We start from the raw sequence: 14899 nt of genomic DNA, 5'->3' as shown, positions 1-14899 counted from the left end.
CTTTTTCTAAAAAAGTCAAGATACTGACAAAATAATATATTTAATTAGTAACTTTTAATTAAATATATTATTATATGTTTAATCACGTTTTTAAAAGGATTAATTATGAAAATAAATATTAAAAATAAGCGTGGATTTACTTTTACCTTAATTGTTACTAGCATAACTTTATTAATTTTGATTATTTTATTATTGAGAAATAACGTTATGATTCATTGTAATAATTTACAAGTTAAAAGTGGTCCAAATATTTCTTATCAAACAACCGGTAAAATTAACGCTGGTACAAGAGTTCAAATCTTAAATCGTCAAGATAATTGGGACCGAGTAGTTTATGATCATAGTAAAATTGGTTGGATTCCTGACTGGTTAGTTAATAATAAAACCTTAAAAGAGGCTACCAACCTATCTGAAACAACTGTTGTTCTTGATCCAGGTCATGGAGGAAGCGATTCCGGTGCCCTTTCTACCGGAAATAATATGGAAAAAACATACACATTACAGGTAGCAAAAAAGGCTGCTAAACAGCTTCAGGAAAAAGGAGCAAATGTTATTATGACAAGGGACAGCGACAAAACAGTTAGTTTATTTAGCCGTCCCAGCTTTTCGACAGATAATAATGCCAACTTATTTATTAGTTTTCATTTTGACTCATCTCCAGAAAATAATACTGCATCTGGATTTACCAGTTATTACTACCACAAGGGATTATCCTTAAAATTAGCCACGGACATTAATCGTCAAATGGAAAACATTCCTATTGATAATCGTGGTATTGAATTTGGAAATTTCTTAGTTATTAGAGATGTCAAAGTCCCTTCAATTCTTTTAGAAATGGGATACATCAATGACGATGATGACTTTAAACACATTGAAAATCAACAGTACCAAGAAACAGTAGCGCAAGATGTCGAAAATGGAGTTAATAATTATATAAATTCAACCTATTAATAAAAACCAGATTATAATCTCACAAAAGAGATAATAATCTGTTTTTTTATTAAATATCTGTCATTAATTTTTGATAATCGTGAATTACAAAATCAGCATTATTTGTTTCAATTAAATAATCAGGATCAAACAAGATTGTCTTAACTAAGGCATTATTACCAGCAGTCATATCTAATTCTCGATCACCAATCATTGCCGTTTTTGATCTATTTAAATCTAATTTATGAATTAAATAGTTTAATGACTCAGGGTCTGGCTTTCTTTTTAACTGATTATCGCTAGTCACAAATCCCGTGAAAAAACGCTTTAAATCATATTTTTTTAGTAATGATAATGCCTGTTGGTTTCGATGCATAAGCAAAGCATTTTGCCCGCCATTATCAATGATTTTTTGTAAATTACTTTTGACACCAACAAAGGGCTTAGCCAATTCCACTTCGTCTTGCTCAAATGATTTATAATCACTTAATAACTTATCCTTATCAATTCCAAATCTAGCACTGTATTTTGTAATTGCCGAACCAACTGAATGAACACGCATTTGTTCGTAAATAGCATCAGGATCAATTTCAAACTCACTAATTTTTTGTGCTTGGAGGGCTTTTCCAAAAGCCGTAACCATGAATGGATAGGTATCAAACAGAGTTCCATCAAAATCCCAAATTAAATTTTTAAGCATTATTTCACCTGATAATTCAATTCAAAAGTTGCTGGCCCATCATTTTCTAAATCAACTTGCATATCTGCTCCAAAAACACCAGTTTCAACTTTCAGGTTTTCATTTTCAAGAGCTAAATTAAATGCCTCATACATTTTTTTTGCTTCAGATGGATCACCTGCTGCTTTAAATGAAGGTCGATTTCCATGTTCAAGCTCTGCTAAAAGTGTAAATTGGGAAACAGACAAAATTTCACCTTCAACTTGATGAATATTTAAATTCATTTTGCCATTTTCATCCTCAAAAACCCGCAATTTAGCAATCTTATTAGCCAAATAATCAACAGTAGCTTGATTATCATTTTTTTCTGACCCAACTAAAATCATAAATCCGTTTTCAATTTCACCATTAACCTGACCGTCAATTTTAACACTTGCATGATTAACTCTTTGAATAACTAATTTCACTTTATTTCATCCTTTATCCAAGTACCCGATGAACTTGTTTCACCCCAGATACCATTTTCATTGTATCAATTACCTCATGTAATTGTTTAAGATTTTTGATATTAATAATTACAACAATTGTTAAAGCAGTATCATCATGAACTTTACCACTAATTGAAGTTACTAAAGCTGGACTATTATTTAACTTTTTAACGACATCATTTAAAATTCCATTTCGATTATAAGAATCAATTTTAATTTTTGAAGGATAATTAACCAAATTATTATCCGAATTAGCCCAATGCGCATCAATCATTCTGCTTTTTTCTTCAGAATTAACGTTTGGACATCCGATTCGATGAATCGTAATTCCGCGTCCCTTTGTAATGTAACCTTCAATTCGATCACCAGGAAGTGGTAAGCAACAATGGCTCATTCTAACTAAAACATTGTCAATTCCTTCAATCACTACATTATCAGCCGGATTACTAACTTGTTTAAAAGTAGATTCTTTGGTTGAAACCGTTTGATTTGCTTGTTCTAGTAAAGCCTTTTCTGCCTCTTGTTGCTTGATTTTTTCTTGTTCACTTCTAATATCGCTAGTAAAACGATTTGCAACCCCTTGAACATGAATATCACCAAAACCAAGTGCGGCTAGTAAGTCTTCTTTAGTACGAAAATGTAGTTCATCTAAAACTCTTTTCCAGTTTTCAGAAGTCAATAAATCACCAGGAACGTAACCATTTTCTTCTAAATGAGTATTCAATACTTCAAGGCCGGATTTAATATCATCATCACGACCTTGCTTTTTGAAAAACTGATTGATTTTATGTTTAGCACTATTAGTATGAACTAAATCAAGCCAATTCTTTCCTGGACCAGTTGAGTTAGATGATGTAATAATTTCAACAATATCACCATTTTTAATTTGATAATCTAATGAAACCATTTTTCCATTTACTCGTGCCCCAGTTGTTTTATTTCCTACTTGCGTATGAATTACATAAGCCATATCAAGTGGCCCAGAGCCTTTAGGTAACTCTAAAACATCTCCTGCTGGAGTAAATGCATAAACATTATCAGTAAATAAATCACCTTTTACACTGTCCATAAAATCAGATGCATTATCAGTTTCTTCTTGAATTTCAATAATTCGTTTAAACAAATTTAGCTGAACTCCATCTTTATCACTTTTTATTTCTTCAGTCACACCTTGTTTATAAGCCCAATGAGCTGCAACCCCATATTCAGCAATTTGATGCATCTTGTGAGTTCGAATTTGAACCTCAAGTGGTTTACCTTCAGGGCCAATGACTGTAGTATGCAAAGATTGATACATATTTGGTTTGGGCATTGCAATGTAGTCTTTAAATCTTCCCGGAATTGGACGCCATTTTGCGTGGATTGCTCCCAAAACTGTATAACAATCTTTAATTGAATCAACTAAAACACGAATTGCCGAAAGATCATAGATATCTTCAAACTTTTTATGCTTATCAACCATTTTTTTATAAATTGAGTAAATATGTTTTGGCCGTCCATAAATATCAGCATCAATATTAAAATTTGCAATGGCTTTTTTTACTTCTTCGATTGCATTAGCAACATATGCTTCTCGTTCATTTCTTTTTGATTTCATAGAATGAGCAATTTCATAATATTCACTAGGCTTTAAATAACGTAATGACATATCTTGGAGTTCCCACTTGATTGTCCCCATCCCGAGTCGATCAGCAATAGGTGCATAAACATCAATCGTTTCTTCCGAGAACTTTCTTTGTTGTGCTTCGTTTCCAAGTGATTCTAAAGTATCCATATTATGCATTTGATCAGCCAATTTAACAATCATGACTCTGATATCTTTACACATTACCAAAAGTAATTTTCGATAATTTTCTGCCAGCTGTTCTTTGTTAGATTTATATTTAATTTTACTAATCTTTGTGACACCATCTACAATTAAAGAAACGTTACTGCCAAATTCATTCTCTACATCAGAAAGTTGAACGTTACTATCTTCAACTACATCATTTAAAAATCCAGCTGTAATTGTTTCATAATCCATATTTAGTCCAGCTAAAATTCCCGCTACTTGTGTTACATGTGAGAGATAAGTGCCACCAGATGAACGACGTTTATCTCCATGAGCCTTTTTTGCAAATTCATATGCATGTTTGATTGTGTTAACTTGTTCATCATTCATACTTTCTGAAACCTTTGCAAAAATTTCATCGGGCGTCCACGTTTTTAAGCTTGCCATTCATTACATCTCCTCACTTTTTTCTTTTTAAAATATTTTAGTTCGTAAATAAAACTATTTTAACAACGATTATATCATTTTAATTCGGAAAGTGCAGACACAGCACTCAAAAAATAGAGTGGTGCTGATTCGGTTCGTAAAATTCTTGGTCCTAATCCAACTAAGGTAAAATTCATATCTTTCAATTTTGAAATTTCATCGGGCGAAATCCCACCTTCTGGTCCAAAGAAAGCTAACAATTTTTCTCCTTTATCCAAAGAATTAACCACTTTAACTAAATTACTACTTTCTCCGTGTTTAGCTGACTCTTCGTAAGCGACTACTTTTTGGTTTGCTGGAATTTCACATAATTTATTTAATCCATCCAAATACATAACTTTTGGAATCAAATTACGATGCGATTGTTCGGCAGCACTTTTTGCAATTTTTTGAAGACGATCTACTTTTTTCACTGCTTTTTGATTCCATTTAGCAACCGACCAATCAGTAGGTAGAAAAATGATTGTGTTAACGCCCATTTCAGTGGCCTTTTGCACAATCAATTCTGCCTTACCGTTTTTGGGTAGTCCACAAGCAATTGTCACTGCAAAAGGTAATTCCACATTATGCTCAATTTTTTTGATAAGTTCAATTTTTCCATTTTGCTCATCAATCAATTCACCAATATAGATGAGCTGGTTATTTGCTACAAACTCAGCCTTGCTTCCTTTTTCAGCCCTCATTACGCGTAACCAATGTTTCTTGATTTCAGTTGGTAATTCTAATTGATCACCAACTTCTAATGATTGATTTAAAAAATAATGTTGCATGATTATTCCCCTTTTGTAGCAATAATTGACCGCCAATTATCAACTTCTGTTACTTGATTAATTTTAAATCCATTTTCTTTTAAATTTTTAAGCATTATTTCCAATTTATCAGCATAAATTCCCGCAGTAATAAATTTTCCGCCCTTATCTAAATGTTCAACTGCTTGAGGAATCAATGGTAAAAGCACGTCTGCTAACATATTTGCGACAATTACATCCGCTTTTCCATTAATTCCGTCCAACAAACTGTTAACACTCACTTTGATATTATTCATCCCTGGATTTAAAGCAAAATTTTTCTTCGTTGCTTCAACTGCAATCGGATCATTATCCCAAGCTTCAATTTGATTAGCACCTAATTTACGGGCTGCAATACTTAAAACACCTGAACCAGTTCCAACATCAAATAGTTTTTCTCCCCCACGCAAAGTCATTTCTAAGGCTTGCATTGCCATTTTGGTGGTTGGATGAGTTCCAGTTCCAAATGCCATTCCAGGATCTAGTTTAATGATTAACTGATCAGATTCTTTGCTTTGATAATCTTCCCAAGCTGGAACAATCGTTAAATAACGTGTGATTCGTTCAGCATGATAATAATCTTCCCAATTATGTGCCCAGCTTTTTTCTTCAATATCACTAATTACTACTTCTACATTTCCAGGATTCAAACCAAAATCAATTAATTTTTTAGTTTGAGTTTCAACATCTTTTTTTATTTTTTTAATATCAACATCATCAGGAAAATAGGTAATCACGGTTGCGTTGCCATCATTTTTAGCATCGTCAATTTGAATGCCTTGTGCATTTTGTTCCATTAGGATATTTGAAACTGCAGGAACTGCTTCTTGAGTTGTTTTAACTTTAATTTCAATTAAATTCATAAATTTTTCCATTCCTAATCTAAAAAATCAATAATTACAAAAAATGCACCCATATTTCAGGATGCATTCTCTACTTATCTAAACCTAATCGCTCGACTTTTTCTTCATGATACTCTAAATGAGATTTAAGATACTTCATTAAACTAAGTTCAGTTTTAAAAATTCGTGGATGTTTTTGTTTATGGAGACGTAAATCAATTTCTTTAATTTTTTGTCTTCCCGTCCATCCGTGTCCGTAGCGAATAATAATTCGATTATTTAATTCATCTTTTCCAAATCGAAAAATGTAAACATTATCTGGAGTCATAAGTGGTCTAATGTACCCTTTTTTATAATGACAACCGTTATCACGTAAAAATTGCTTAGTAATTGCTAACATGTTATCCCTCCATTCTTTTATAATTTCGTAGCCAATTTCTTTTCTATATTAAATACTACTGGAGAGCTGTAAAAATGGCAAGTCTTGGCATAAAAAAAGCAGGCGTGTGTATCCACGCCTGCTTAGAAATTAATTTATTTAACAATTTCACAAAATTCAATTTTTTCGTGGTTAGGTCCATAAATATTAAAGAAACGAATTCCTTTTTCCCAGAATGGACGTGTTTGAATTTCAGTATCAATAAGATTTAATCCCATAGCTTTTGCTTCTTTTAATGCAGCATCAGCATCAGTAGTATTTAATGAGATATGGTTAATAGCACCATCAACATCAGCAATCTTATCGCCTTCCCAGGTTTCAATTATAAGGTTTCCATATTTCATGAATGCACAACGAGCATCATTGTACATAAATTCACCAGCTAATTCGAAACCTAATTTTTCATAAAAAGCCTTTGTTTCATCTAAATTTCCTGCAGGAAAACCAACGTGTTGAATTCCAGTAAAGTAGTTATCTAAAGCCATAATCGTATCTCCTCAGTAATTATTATCATTCATATGTGAATATTTTAACACTCTTATTATAAAACACTTTTTAGAATTAATAAAGCATTTTCATTCATTGCATTTAAAAAGCTAAAACCTTACTTTTTGCTCATTATACCGTTATAATTGAAATATTATATGTAAGGAGAATTTTATAATGTTAGTAAATGTTCCGTTTGAAATTAAAGCCGACGGTATTCATGATTTAAAAGCCATTCAAGTTGAATTACCTTCTGGTGAAGTAGCTGAATTGGATGCAGTTACTCTTGATGATATTAATCGTGATCATGAATATCTTTTAATTCTTAAAAAAGATCCAAAACATGAAATTGGTAATATCGGTGATAGTATTTCATCTGATGAATTTGGCGAAAAAAACTCTTTCCCCAAAAACCAAGACTTAGTATTCATGGCTATTCCAAGATAAAAATAGTCTATTAATTTAAAATAAATTAACTAATTTACGATACCAGCTTACAATCATCCAAGTTTTATCAACATTATTTTTTGAAACATACTTAATGTTGGATTGTTTTCCGATGAAATCATTATAAGTTTTTTCTTTAAACTTAAAAGTTTGCGTTCCAACAAGATCATTTTTCTTTAAAGGAGCACTTAAATCATCCGTTTGTTTAAAGTTTATTCTAAGATCTTTTTGCTTAAAATTATTAGGTGCAAATATTAAGGTTGGAATTTTTTGCTTAATTGCAATTTCTCCAGACTTTGTATCAGCATTATCAATTTTAGTTTTCTTAATTGAATTGTTAATTGTTTCAGTACTTGCATTTGCTTGATTCATCATACTCTCAGTACTTAAAAATGGTGAAGCGTGACGACTATTAAAGATAACCGTAATCACTGGTTGATTTTTTAAAGTCGCAAAACCCACAAAATTATATCCTTTAAGATAAGTTCCAGTTTTTAAACCCTTGAATCCGTAGTTAGAGTGTCCAAGCAGTCCAACGGTTGTATTAATTTGTTGTTTTCCCCCATTAATACTAGGAAAACTTGTTTGGGTCAACTGAGTTGTGTTTAAAACATTAGGATATTTTGCTAAAAGTTTTGAAGCTACAATTGCTACTTCACGAGCTGAAAGTTTATTTTCGGCACTTTTACTAACAGACTTATCTTTTAATTGCCCCATATCTCCATTACATAATCCACTAGCAGAATAAATTTTAACGTTTTTGATTCCCCAAGAATTTAATAATTTTTCGGCATCCTTATAGTAATTAGCTTGAGAACCACTTACTTTTTCTGCTAAAGCCATTGCTGCTGAATTAGATGAAGGCAACAATGCTGCTTTTTCTAAATCATCAACCGTATATTTATTTTGCTTATTCATGGCGACGTTTGCGACTCCTGAATCTTGACTAAATTTTAAAATATTATCAGGAATTTTAACAACATCTGTTCGCTTTAATTTTCCTTGGTGAATCTGTTGCTCAACCATGTAAATAACTAATAGCTTACTAATTGAAGCAATTGGATAACGTTTTTGATCATTTTTGCTGGCAATTACTTGTCCAGTATTTTTATTTACCAAAATTGCCGCTTTTGATTGAACATTAGGCGTAAAAATCGCTGCTTTAACAGATATGCCAGTATTCAAAACAAAAAAAGCTCCAAGTACTGCTAAAATCAACTTTATCTTTTTCGTATTAAATTTCATAACTATGTAATTCTCCTATATTAAACTATGTTTACTTATATCATAGGCTTTTTAATGCTCAATTTGTACCACTCCTGCCTACTTTTTCATCAGTGACTTATAAACTGTATTCATCGGTCCATCAATTAAGAGTTGCGAAAAAGTATTCTTAATCATTTGATGAGGAATCGCTGGATGCTCGACTGCATAAATGATAATTGCCATATCGGATGCCACAATGAAATCAATTGCCAGATCGGTATTTAGATTATTAAAATTTTCACTCCCATTTCGACTAATTTTCTTCCATGTATTTTTAATTTTTGTTGATAACATTTCTGCTAACTGATTATGAAAACTAGGATCACCATTTTTACTCAAAATAATAGCTAATTTAGAACGATTTTCTAATATTATATCTAGTAAACCATCAATATAATTTTCCAAATTTTCAGTTAGTTCATCAATCGAGAAACTTTTTTCGATCCGCTTATTTGAAATGGAAAAAAATTTACTGAGTAAGTCAGCTTCAATTTTTTCTAAGACTAAATACTTATCAGCAAAATGACGATAAAAAGTTGAACGATTGATATCAGCCGTTTTACAAATTTGGTCAGTAGAGACTTCAGCAAATGGTTTTGCTGTAATTAATGACAATAAGGCATTGCTAATTTTTTGATCTGTTTGATTAAACTTATGTTGATACTTCGGCATCTTAATCCCCCAATTAAAATGCAACAGTTTCGTGCATTTTAATGCTTACTTCCCTTTACCAAGCAGTATATGCTTAACTAAGTAAAAAGCAACTAACTGTTTCTTTTATTCAAAGGAGGAAGTCTCATGAAACGAATTTTAAAAAATAAGTTTTTCGCATTTGCAGTTTTAGCCACCCTTTTAGTCACTTTAATTATGACTTTAGCCCAATTGCCAACGGCTAAATCCACAATCCAAAATGTACCCGTTGGCATTGTGAATCAAGATCAAGGTCCAATTGGAAAAAGCCTAACTAACAAAGCTATGCATAATAAAACTAAAGCAGATCATGCAGATCATCCCATGCTCAAATGGTATGAATACAAAACGATTAAAGCAGCTAATCATGCCCTTAGCTTTAATGGTAACTATGCCACCGTTATTATTCCCAAAGATTTGTCCCAATCAGTACAAACGGTTGGTCAAACTGGACAAAAGTCCACCGTTAAAATTGTCATTAATCAAGGACGAAATCATACTTTAGCCACTAACGTTAGCTCAGTTTTAACTAGTCTACTTAATAAGGTAGGAACTTCGATTGGAACTGGTGTTTTAGCTAAAATGGCAGCCCTTAATCTTTCAGTACCAGCCAGCAAAGCCGAAGCAATTGCGAACCCGATTAACGTCAAAACTTCAATCGTGCATTCCACTAAAAACTTAGAAGCCGCTAGCTCAGTTTTCTTTCAACCAATCTGGATCACGAGTTTAGTACCCACTATGCTGCTTTACTTTGCCAGTCGTGCCTTTCAACCAAAACATAAAAAAGATGTCTTAGCTTTTAAAGGAACCGTGGTCGGAATTGTTGCACTGCTATCTCTAATCGTTGGATTTGTAACAACTTTCTACGTTAGCCAATTCTTAGGTTATCATTTCCCTGATAGTCCCCTCATCTCGCTTTTCTTAGCAATTGCGACCTTCGCCTTTATCATGTTCTTTTTAGCAAAACGAATTACTAAGAAAATTTATTGGGCCAATAACTTGTGGATTTTCACCATGTCGTTAATTCCTGTGGCAGCTGCTTGGGTTGGTCGCTACATTACCTATCCCGGACCAGAAATTTTTTATCTTTTAGTTTTTATTGCTTGGAGCTTAGCTTACTTCTACTTAAGTTATGCAATTGCAAACCAATTAAAACAAGATGGTGATCTCAAAGCATATCAAAAAATAACCGGAATGTTTATTTATCGTTTTATCAGAAGTTACTGGTTTATTTTATCTGTGATTGTCACTTTAATTGGCATCTACATTTATCCACCAATTGGACTTGCCCTTGGCTTAATCGAATTAATTGTTAATGGAATTAAAACAAATGCCGATAGTGATAATCTCCAAAAATAATTGGTGCAAAACACATTGGAATGCCCCCAATGTGTTTTTATTATGGCTGAATGTATTATAATTAAGGTAATCGAAGAGCAGGAGAAACAATCTATGAAAATTAGTTTAGTAAATCCAGTAACTAATCAAATCAAGCGAGCAAAAATCGGTTTCTCTTGGACCACCTTTTTCTTTGGATTTTGGCCAGCATTATATCGTGGTGATTGGCTTTGGTTTATCATTATGTTCGTTACTGAGACGATGTTGGGTTATCGTACCTATGCGTTTGGCTCACTAATTGTGGGGATTGTATTTGCCTTTATTTACAATAAGTTGTACATTAATGGCTTATTAAATAAAGGCTGGGTTGCGGCGGATGCTTATTCAAATAATAACCCAGCACAAACTCAATCATCAAATGATGATAATTATCAGTCAACCTCAACATCAACTGATAACCAGTCCGATGATTCAAATAGTTCTTTGGATAACGAAGACAATAAGGTTAAAAATCAAGTTAATTCAGTTACTGATAAGACGGATAATAAATCTAAGCAAGATAGTAATTCTAATCCTTCAACGACGACTAGTAATGCTAACAATAATTCATCTAAAAATGATAACAATCAATCTAACCCTACTAATAACTAAACGAAGGAGCAATTATGAAAAAATCAGCAATTCTATTTTCAACCGTATTAATCAGTTTAAGCTTAGCTGCTTGTGGTTCAAAAAAAGAAACTAGTCACAAAGATACCAAACCCAAAACAGAAAAAGTTGAGAAAATATCAAAGGAACATACACCTAATCCAAAAAAACTCCCCAAACATAAAGATGTAAATGATTTTGCAGCCAAAGAAGGTAAAACTCCGGCTGCCTACCTTCATGAAAACGAAAATTTAAGTGTGAAGAAATCATTACAAGTTTTACCTAATAAGGACAAAACACCTCAAGAAAAACAAACACAACAAATTCTTAACAATCCAAGTAAATACAAAGATCAACCTGCTCCTGCTCCAGTAAAAGAAACGCAAAACAACACTAATCAATCTGGTACAACTAGTAATAATGATCCGGATAATAATTCAAACATTGATGCTTTAAATATTTATAAACACCCTGAAATCTATTCAAACCGTGGATTTTAATGTGCTTTATAGCTTGATTTTAGTTTAATGTAAATTTAGCTCTGTATAAAAGTAGATTATTATGAAAAAGACGTTTTTAAAAATTGCTGCAATTAGTATTATTTCCGTATCTGGAGTGGCAACATTTAATATTATTCAACCAACAACCTACGCACAAAGTAAAAAAACATTTTCTAAAAATGTACAAGGAAAATGGACAAATCAAAATGGTGATGAATTTACCATAAAAAATTCAAACGCTAAGTTAAAAGTTACAAATGGTAAACACAAAGGTGTTTACAAATTTAAAGTTACAAAACAAAATAAAAATGGCTATAAATTAAAAGCACAAGGCAAAAGAATTGCCAAAACATCTAAACTATCTTTAACAAACATAAACAATGGCATAATTGAATTTAAATACGGTAAACAAAAAATTAAATTTACTAATCAATCATTGAAAGTTACCGAACAATCAACAACAACTTCAACGCCTACTAACCAATCCCAACAACCTGCAAATACAACATCTCAAAATAATCAAAATCAGAATACTGATAATGACCCTTATAACATTTATGAAAATCCACAAACGTATTCAACCCGCGGATTTTAAGGTATATTAAGTATAGAAAAAGACTGAACTTAAAATTCAGTCTTTTTTAATTTGAAAATCAATGGAGAATTCATCATGAAAAATAAAAAATACTACGGAAATACCCCACTACTTGTAGGTTCACTTATTTTAGGAACTATTTCAATTACAGAAATTTCAATTTGGTCTTATACTTATGGAAATCCTAAATTTGATAAGAAATAAATAAAAATTACATACCACCGATATCTTTGAATTTATCCCCAAAGTAAATCGAGTTGATATGTAATTTTTTTGTTTTTTAAACTAATCGTAACTATCTATTTACCAGGCTTTTGTTCCTCGTCATTTTGTAAAACTGCCATGAACGCAGCCTGCGGTACTTCAACTTTCCCAACTGATTTCATCCGCTTTTTACCTCGTTTTTGCTTATCTAAAAGCTTAGCACGACGATCAGGATCACCGGTATGAATCTTAGAAGTAACATCTTTTCGATAAGCTTTAATGTTAGTTCTGGCAATAATTTTAGCTCCAATGGCAGCTTGAATTGGAATTTCAAAGTTTTGTCGTGGGATAATTCCCTTTAACTTGCCTACAATATCACGACTACGTTCATCGGCGAATTGTTTATGAGCAATAAAACTCAAAGCATCCACTTTGTCACCGTTCAATAAAATATCAACTTTAACTAAATCACTTTGACGATAACCATCCACATCATAATCAAGCGATGCATATCCGTGAGTACTTGATTTCAAACGATCAAAGAAGTTAAAGATAATTTCTGATAATGGCATTTCATAGATTACATTTACCCGTGTATCATCCAGGTACTCCATTGTGACAAAATCACCTCTCCGTGATTGACAAAGTTTCATGACAGCTCCAACGTAATCGTTTGGAACCATCAATGAAGCTTTAACATACGGTTCTTTAATGTCTTTAATTGCAGATGCATCTGGCATTTCTGAAGGGTTTTCCACTTCAACAACACTTCCGTCACTCATATCGACTTGATAAGTAACTGATGGAGCTGTCGTGATTAAATCTAAATTGAATTCTCGTTCTAATCGTTCTTGCACAACATCCATATGCAATAAACCTAAAAATCCACAACGAAAACCAAAGCCTAAAGCTTGTGATACTTCAGGTTCAAATTCCAAAGCAGCATCATTTAACTTCAATTTTTCTAAGGCTTCTCGTAAATCTTCAAATTTAGCGTTATCGGTTGGATAAAGTCCCGCGTAAACCATTGGCATCATTTCGCGATAACCTGGTAGTGCTTCTGCAGTCGGATTATTCGCCTTGGTAACCGTATCACCAACTCGAGTTTCATTAATGTCTTTGATACTAGCGGTAATATAACCAACATCTCCAGCCATTAAATAGTCACGAGGAATTGGATGAGGCGAGTTCACACCAACTTCGGTAACTTCGTATTCACTACCACTATTCATTAAGCGAATTCTATCTCCCGCTTTAACAACTCCATCATAAAGTCGCACACTTAAAACTACTCCGCGATAATCATCATAAATTGAATCAAAAATCATGGCTTTTAGTGGTCTTTCAATATCACCTTGAGGAGCGGGAATGAATTTTACAATTTTTTCAAGTAATTTATCAACGTTTAAGCCACTTTTAGCACTTACTTCAACGGCATTACTCGTATCAATTCCAATCACATCTTCGATTTCTTGTTTAACTCGTTCTGGTTCAGCTGATGGCAAGTCAACTTTATTAATTACTGGTAAAATTTCCAAGTCGTTTTCCAGTGCTAAATAGACGTTAGCTAATGTTTGCGCTTGAACACCTTGAGTAGCATCAACCACTAACAAAGCCCCTTCACAAGCTGCTAAACTACGTGATACTTCATAAGAAAAATCAACGTGTCCCGGAGTATCAATTAAATGAAAAACATAATCGATTCCATCTTTTGCATGGTAAGTTAATTCAACCGCATTTAATTTAATCGTAATTCCACGTTCACGTTCCAAATCCATGTTATCTAACAATTGAGCTTTCATTTCTCGTTTAGAAACCGTATCTGTCATTTCTAGAATTCGATCAGCTAAAGTAGATTTACCATGATCAATATGAGCAACAATTGCAAAGTTTCTAATTCTCTTTTGTTTCTCTTCCATTTTTTGATAATCCACGTTTTTTCCTACTTTCTAAATTCGTTCATTCTCACCCATCTAAATTATACCAATGGATTTGTGATTAAACAAATAAGGAAGCGGCTTGATAGCTAATATATTTTTAGAAAGGAGCAATAAGTAATTTATAAGATTCAAACTTCAAATCTAAGCAATACTGTCTACATTTTTTAATTTATAATCTTAATAGCGTTAATTAATAAATTTGAAATATATTCCGGCTTCTCTGGTTCATCTTTATTTAGCCATATTGAAATTATATTCCAATATCCACCTATGAAAAAATCTATGATATATTGAGCTTCTTTTTCCGTTACATTGTTGTGCCAAGAAACATTAAATTTCATATTGCTCCTATGTCAATAAAT

Annotated in this window: 18 protein-coding genes; 7 read left to right on the top strand and 11 right to left on the bottom strand. The window is 32.4% G+C overall.

The genetic code is table 11. From position 1 onward, the window contains the following. Positions 1–105 precede the first annotated feature (105 nt). Positions 106–951, top strand: a complete 846-nt coding sequence (locus FD36_RS02195) for an N-acetylmuramoyl-L-alanine amidase family protein (protein WP_041817793.1) — start codon at positions 106–108, stop codon at positions 949–951. 49 nt (positions 952–1000) lie between these two features. Here FD36_RS02195 and FD36_RS02190 read toward each other — a convergent pair whose 3' ends face one another. The 7 genes from FD36_RS02190 to FD36_RS02160 all read right to left on the bottom strand — a co-directional run bounded on the left by FD36_RS02190 (position 1001) and on the right by FD36_RS02160 (position 6908). Further along, a complete protein-coding gene (locus FD36_RS02190; RefSeq protein WP_056957764.1) occupies positions 1001–1630 on the bottom strand; it encodes an HAD-IA family hydrolase in 630 nt (209 codons plus the stop codon). Beyond that, entirely contained in the window at positions 1630–2076 is a 447-nt protein-coding gene (dtd, locus tag FD36_RS02185) for a D-aminoacyl-tRNA deacylase (RefSeq protein WP_056957763.1), read from the bottom strand. Before dtd ends, FD36_RS02190 begins: the two co-directional genes overlap by 1 nt. Before the next feature lie 13 nt (positions 2077–2089). Further along, the gene (locus FD36_RS02180) at positions 2090–4315 is read right to left on the bottom strand and encodes a RelA/SpoT family protein (RefSeq protein WP_056957762.1); all 2226 of its coding nucleotides are present in this window, start codon (positions 4313–4315) and stop codon (positions 2090–2092) included. 74 nt (positions 4316–4389) lie between these two features. After that, positions 4390–5124 carry a 16S rRNA (uracil(1498)-N(3))-methyltransferase gene (locus FD36_RS02175; RefSeq protein ID WP_056957761.1) on the bottom strand — a complete coding sequence of 245 codons (735 nt, stop codon included), beginning with the start codon at positions 5122–5124 and terminating at the stop codon, positions 4390–4392. Positions 5125–5126: 2 nt separating this feature from the next. Next, positions 5127–6005, bottom strand: a complete 879-nt coding sequence (prmA, locus tag FD36_RS02170) for a 50S ribosomal protein L11 methyltransferase (RefSeq protein WP_041817795.1) — start codon at positions 6003–6005, stop codon at positions 5127–5129. A gap of 70 nt (positions 6006–6075) precedes the next feature. After that, positions 6076–6384: a hypothetical protein gene (locus FD36_RS02165; RefSeq protein ID WP_056957760.1), complete on the bottom strand. Its 309-nt coding sequence runs from the start codon at positions 6382–6384 to the stop codon at positions 6076–6078. 134 nt (positions 6385–6518) lie between these two features. Continuing rightward, positions 6519–6908, bottom strand: coding sequence for a VOC family protein (locus tag FD36_RS02160; RefSeq protein ID WP_014082066.1), 390 nt, complete (start codon positions 6906–6908; stop codon positions 6519–6521). Between the two features lie 178 nt (positions 6909–7086). Here FD36_RS02160 and FD36_RS02155 point away from each other — a divergent pair, with 178 nt between their 5' ends. Beyond that, positions 7087–7356 carry a hypothetical protein gene (locus FD36_RS02155; RefSeq protein WP_056957759.1) on the top strand — a complete coding sequence of 90 codons (270 nt, stop codon included), beginning with the start codon at positions 7087–7089 and terminating at the stop codon, positions 7354–7356. A 15-nt stretch (positions 7357–7371) separates the two neighbouring features. On the opposite strand, the gene FD36_RS02150 is transcribed toward FD36_RS02155, so the two are convergent. Continuing rightward, positions 7372–8601, bottom strand: coding sequence for a D-alanyl-D-alanine carboxypeptidase family protein (locus FD36_RS02150; protein WP_056957758.1), 1230 nt, complete (start codon positions 8599–8601; stop codon positions 7372–7374). Between the two features lie 78 nt (positions 8602–8679). Beyond that, positions 8680–9294: a TetR/AcrR family transcriptional regulator gene (locus tag FD36_RS02145; RefSeq protein WP_056957757.1), complete on the bottom strand. Its 615-nt coding sequence runs from the start codon at positions 9292–9294 to the stop codon at positions 8680–8682. Between the two features lie 126 nt (positions 9295–9420). Between FD36_RS02145 and FD36_RS02140 the strand changes: the two genes are divergently transcribed. From FD36_RS02140 to FD36_RS06980, 5 genes are all read left to right on the top strand, one after another. Further along, a complete protein-coding gene (locus FD36_RS02140) occupies positions 9421–10671 on the top strand; it encodes a hypothetical protein (protein WP_056957756.1) in 1251 nt (416 codons plus the stop codon). A gap of 93 nt (positions 10672–10764) precedes the next feature. Further along, positions 10765–11301, top strand: a complete 537-nt coding sequence (locus tag FD36_RS06880) for a hypothetical protein (RefSeq protein WP_014082071.1) — start codon at positions 10765–10767, stop codon at positions 11299–11301. A gap of 14 nt (positions 11302–11315) precedes the next feature. After that, positions 11316–11798: a hypothetical protein gene (locus FD36_RS02130; RefSeq protein ID WP_056957755.1), complete on the top strand. Its 483-nt coding sequence runs from the start codon at positions 11316–11318 to the stop codon at positions 11796–11798. Positions 11799–11859: 61 nt separating this feature from the next. Continuing rightward, the gene (locus tag FD36_RS02125) at positions 11860–12393 is read left to right on the top strand and encodes a hypothetical protein (RefSeq protein ID WP_041817801.1); all 534 of its coding nucleotides are present in this window, start codon (positions 11860–11862) and stop codon (positions 12391–12393) included. A gap of 75 nt (positions 12394–12468) precedes the next feature. After that, a complete protein-coding gene (locus FD36_RS06980; RefSeq protein ID WP_263850788.1) occupies positions 12469–12597 on the top strand; it encodes a hypothetical protein in 129 nt (42 codons plus the stop codon). Positions 12598–12692: 95 nt separating this feature from the next. Here the strand turns inward: FD36_RS06980 and lepA are convergent, their stop codons facing one another. Together lepA and FD36_RS06655 are read right to left on the bottom strand one after the other, a co-directional pair. Continuing rightward, on the bottom strand, positions 12693–14516 hold the full coding sequence (lepA, locus tag FD36_RS02120; RefSeq protein WP_420896813.1) for a translation elongation factor 4: 1824 nt from the start codon (positions 14514–14516) through the stop codon (positions 12693–12695). Positions 14517–14701: 185 nt separating this feature from the next. After that, positions 14702–14878, bottom strand: a complete 177-nt coding sequence (locus FD36_RS06655) for a TetR-like C-terminal domain-containing protein (RefSeq protein ID WP_153198633.1) — start codon at positions 14876–14878, stop codon at positions 14702–14704. Positions 14879–14899: the final 21 nt, after the last annotated feature.

Origin of the sequence: Fructilactobacillus sanfranciscensis DSM 20451 (genome assembly GCF_001436035.1) — a bacterium.
Lineage (GTDB): Bacteria > Bacillota > Bacilli > Lactobacillales > Lactobacillaceae > Fructilactobacillus > Fructilactobacillus sanfranciscensis.
The sequence above is the reverse complement of the archived record's forward strand: the minus strand, read 5'-3'. Positions and strand labels throughout refer to the sequence as shown.

What these genes read in the sequence shown, in the direction of transcription:
- FD36_RS02190 (WP_056957764.1), bottom strand. Translation starts at nt 1,630, where the DNA reads ATGCTTAAAAATTTAATTTGGGATTTTGATGGAACTCTGTTTGATACC.
- lepA (WP_420896813.1), bottom strand. Translation starts at nt 14,516, where the DNA reads ATGGAAGAGAAACAAAAGAGAATTAGAAACTTTGCAATTGTTGCTCAT.
- FD36_RS02175 (WP_056957761.1), bottom strand. Translation starts at nt 5,124, where the DNA reads ATGCAACATTATTTTTTAAATCAATCATTAGAAGTTGGTGATCAATTA.
- FD36_RS02145 (WP_056957757.1), bottom strand. Translation starts at nt 9,294, where the DNA reads ATGCCGAAGTATCAACATAAGTTTAATCAAACAGATCAAAAAATTAGC.
- FD36_RS06880 (WP_014082071.1), top strand. Translation starts at nt 10,765, where the DNA reads ATGAAAATTAGTTTAGTAAATCCAGTAACTAATCAAATCAAGCGAGCA.
- FD36_RS02130 (WP_056957755.1), top strand. Translation starts at nt 11,316, where the DNA reads ATGAAAAAATCAGCAATTCTATTTTCAACCGTATTAATCAGTTTAAGC.
- FD36_RS06980 (WP_263850788.1), top strand. Translation starts at nt 12,469, where the DNA reads ATGAAAAATAAAAAATACTACGGAAATACCCCACTACTTGTAGGTTCA.
- FD36_RS02165 (WP_056957760.1), bottom strand. Translation starts at nt 6,384, where the DNA reads ATGTTAGCAATTACTAAGCAATTTTTACGTGATAACGGTTGTCATTAT.
- FD36_RS06655 (WP_153198633.1), bottom strand. Translation starts at nt 14,878, where the DNA reads ATGAAATTTAATGTTTCTTGGCACAACAATGTAACGGAAAAAGAAGCT.
- FD36_RS02150 (WP_056957758.1), bottom strand. Translation starts at nt 8,601, where the DNA reads ATGAAATTTAATACGAAAAAGATAAAGTTGATTTTAGCAGTACTTGGA.
- FD36_RS02195 (WP_041817793.1), top strand. Translation starts at nt 106, where the DNA reads ATGAAAATAAATATTAAAAATAAGCGTGGATTTACTTTTACCTTAATT.
- FD36_RS02125 (WP_041817801.1), top strand. Translation starts at nt 11,860, where the DNA reads ATGAAAAAGACGTTTTTAAAAATTGCTGCAATTAGTATTATTTCCGTA.
- FD36_RS02160 (WP_014082066.1), bottom strand. Translation starts at nt 6,908, where the DNA reads ATGGCTTTAGATAACTACTTTACTGGAATTCAACACGTTGGTTTTCCT.
- FD36_RS02180 (WP_056957762.1), bottom strand. Translation starts at nt 4,315, where the DNA reads ATGGCAAGCTTAAAAACGTGGACGCCCGATGAAATTTTTGCAAAGGTT.
- prmA (WP_041817795.1), bottom strand. Translation starts at nt 6,005, where the DNA reads ATGAATTTAATTGAAATTAAAGTTAAAACAACTCAAGAAGCAGTTCCT.
- FD36_RS02140 (WP_056957756.1), top strand. Translation starts at nt 9,421, where the DNA reads ATGAAACGAATTTTAAAAAATAAGTTTTTCGCATTTGCAGTTTTAGCC.
- FD36_RS02155 (WP_056957759.1), top strand. Translation starts at nt 7,087, where the DNA reads ATGTTAGTAAATGTTCCGTTTGAAATTAAAGCCGACGGTATTCATGAT.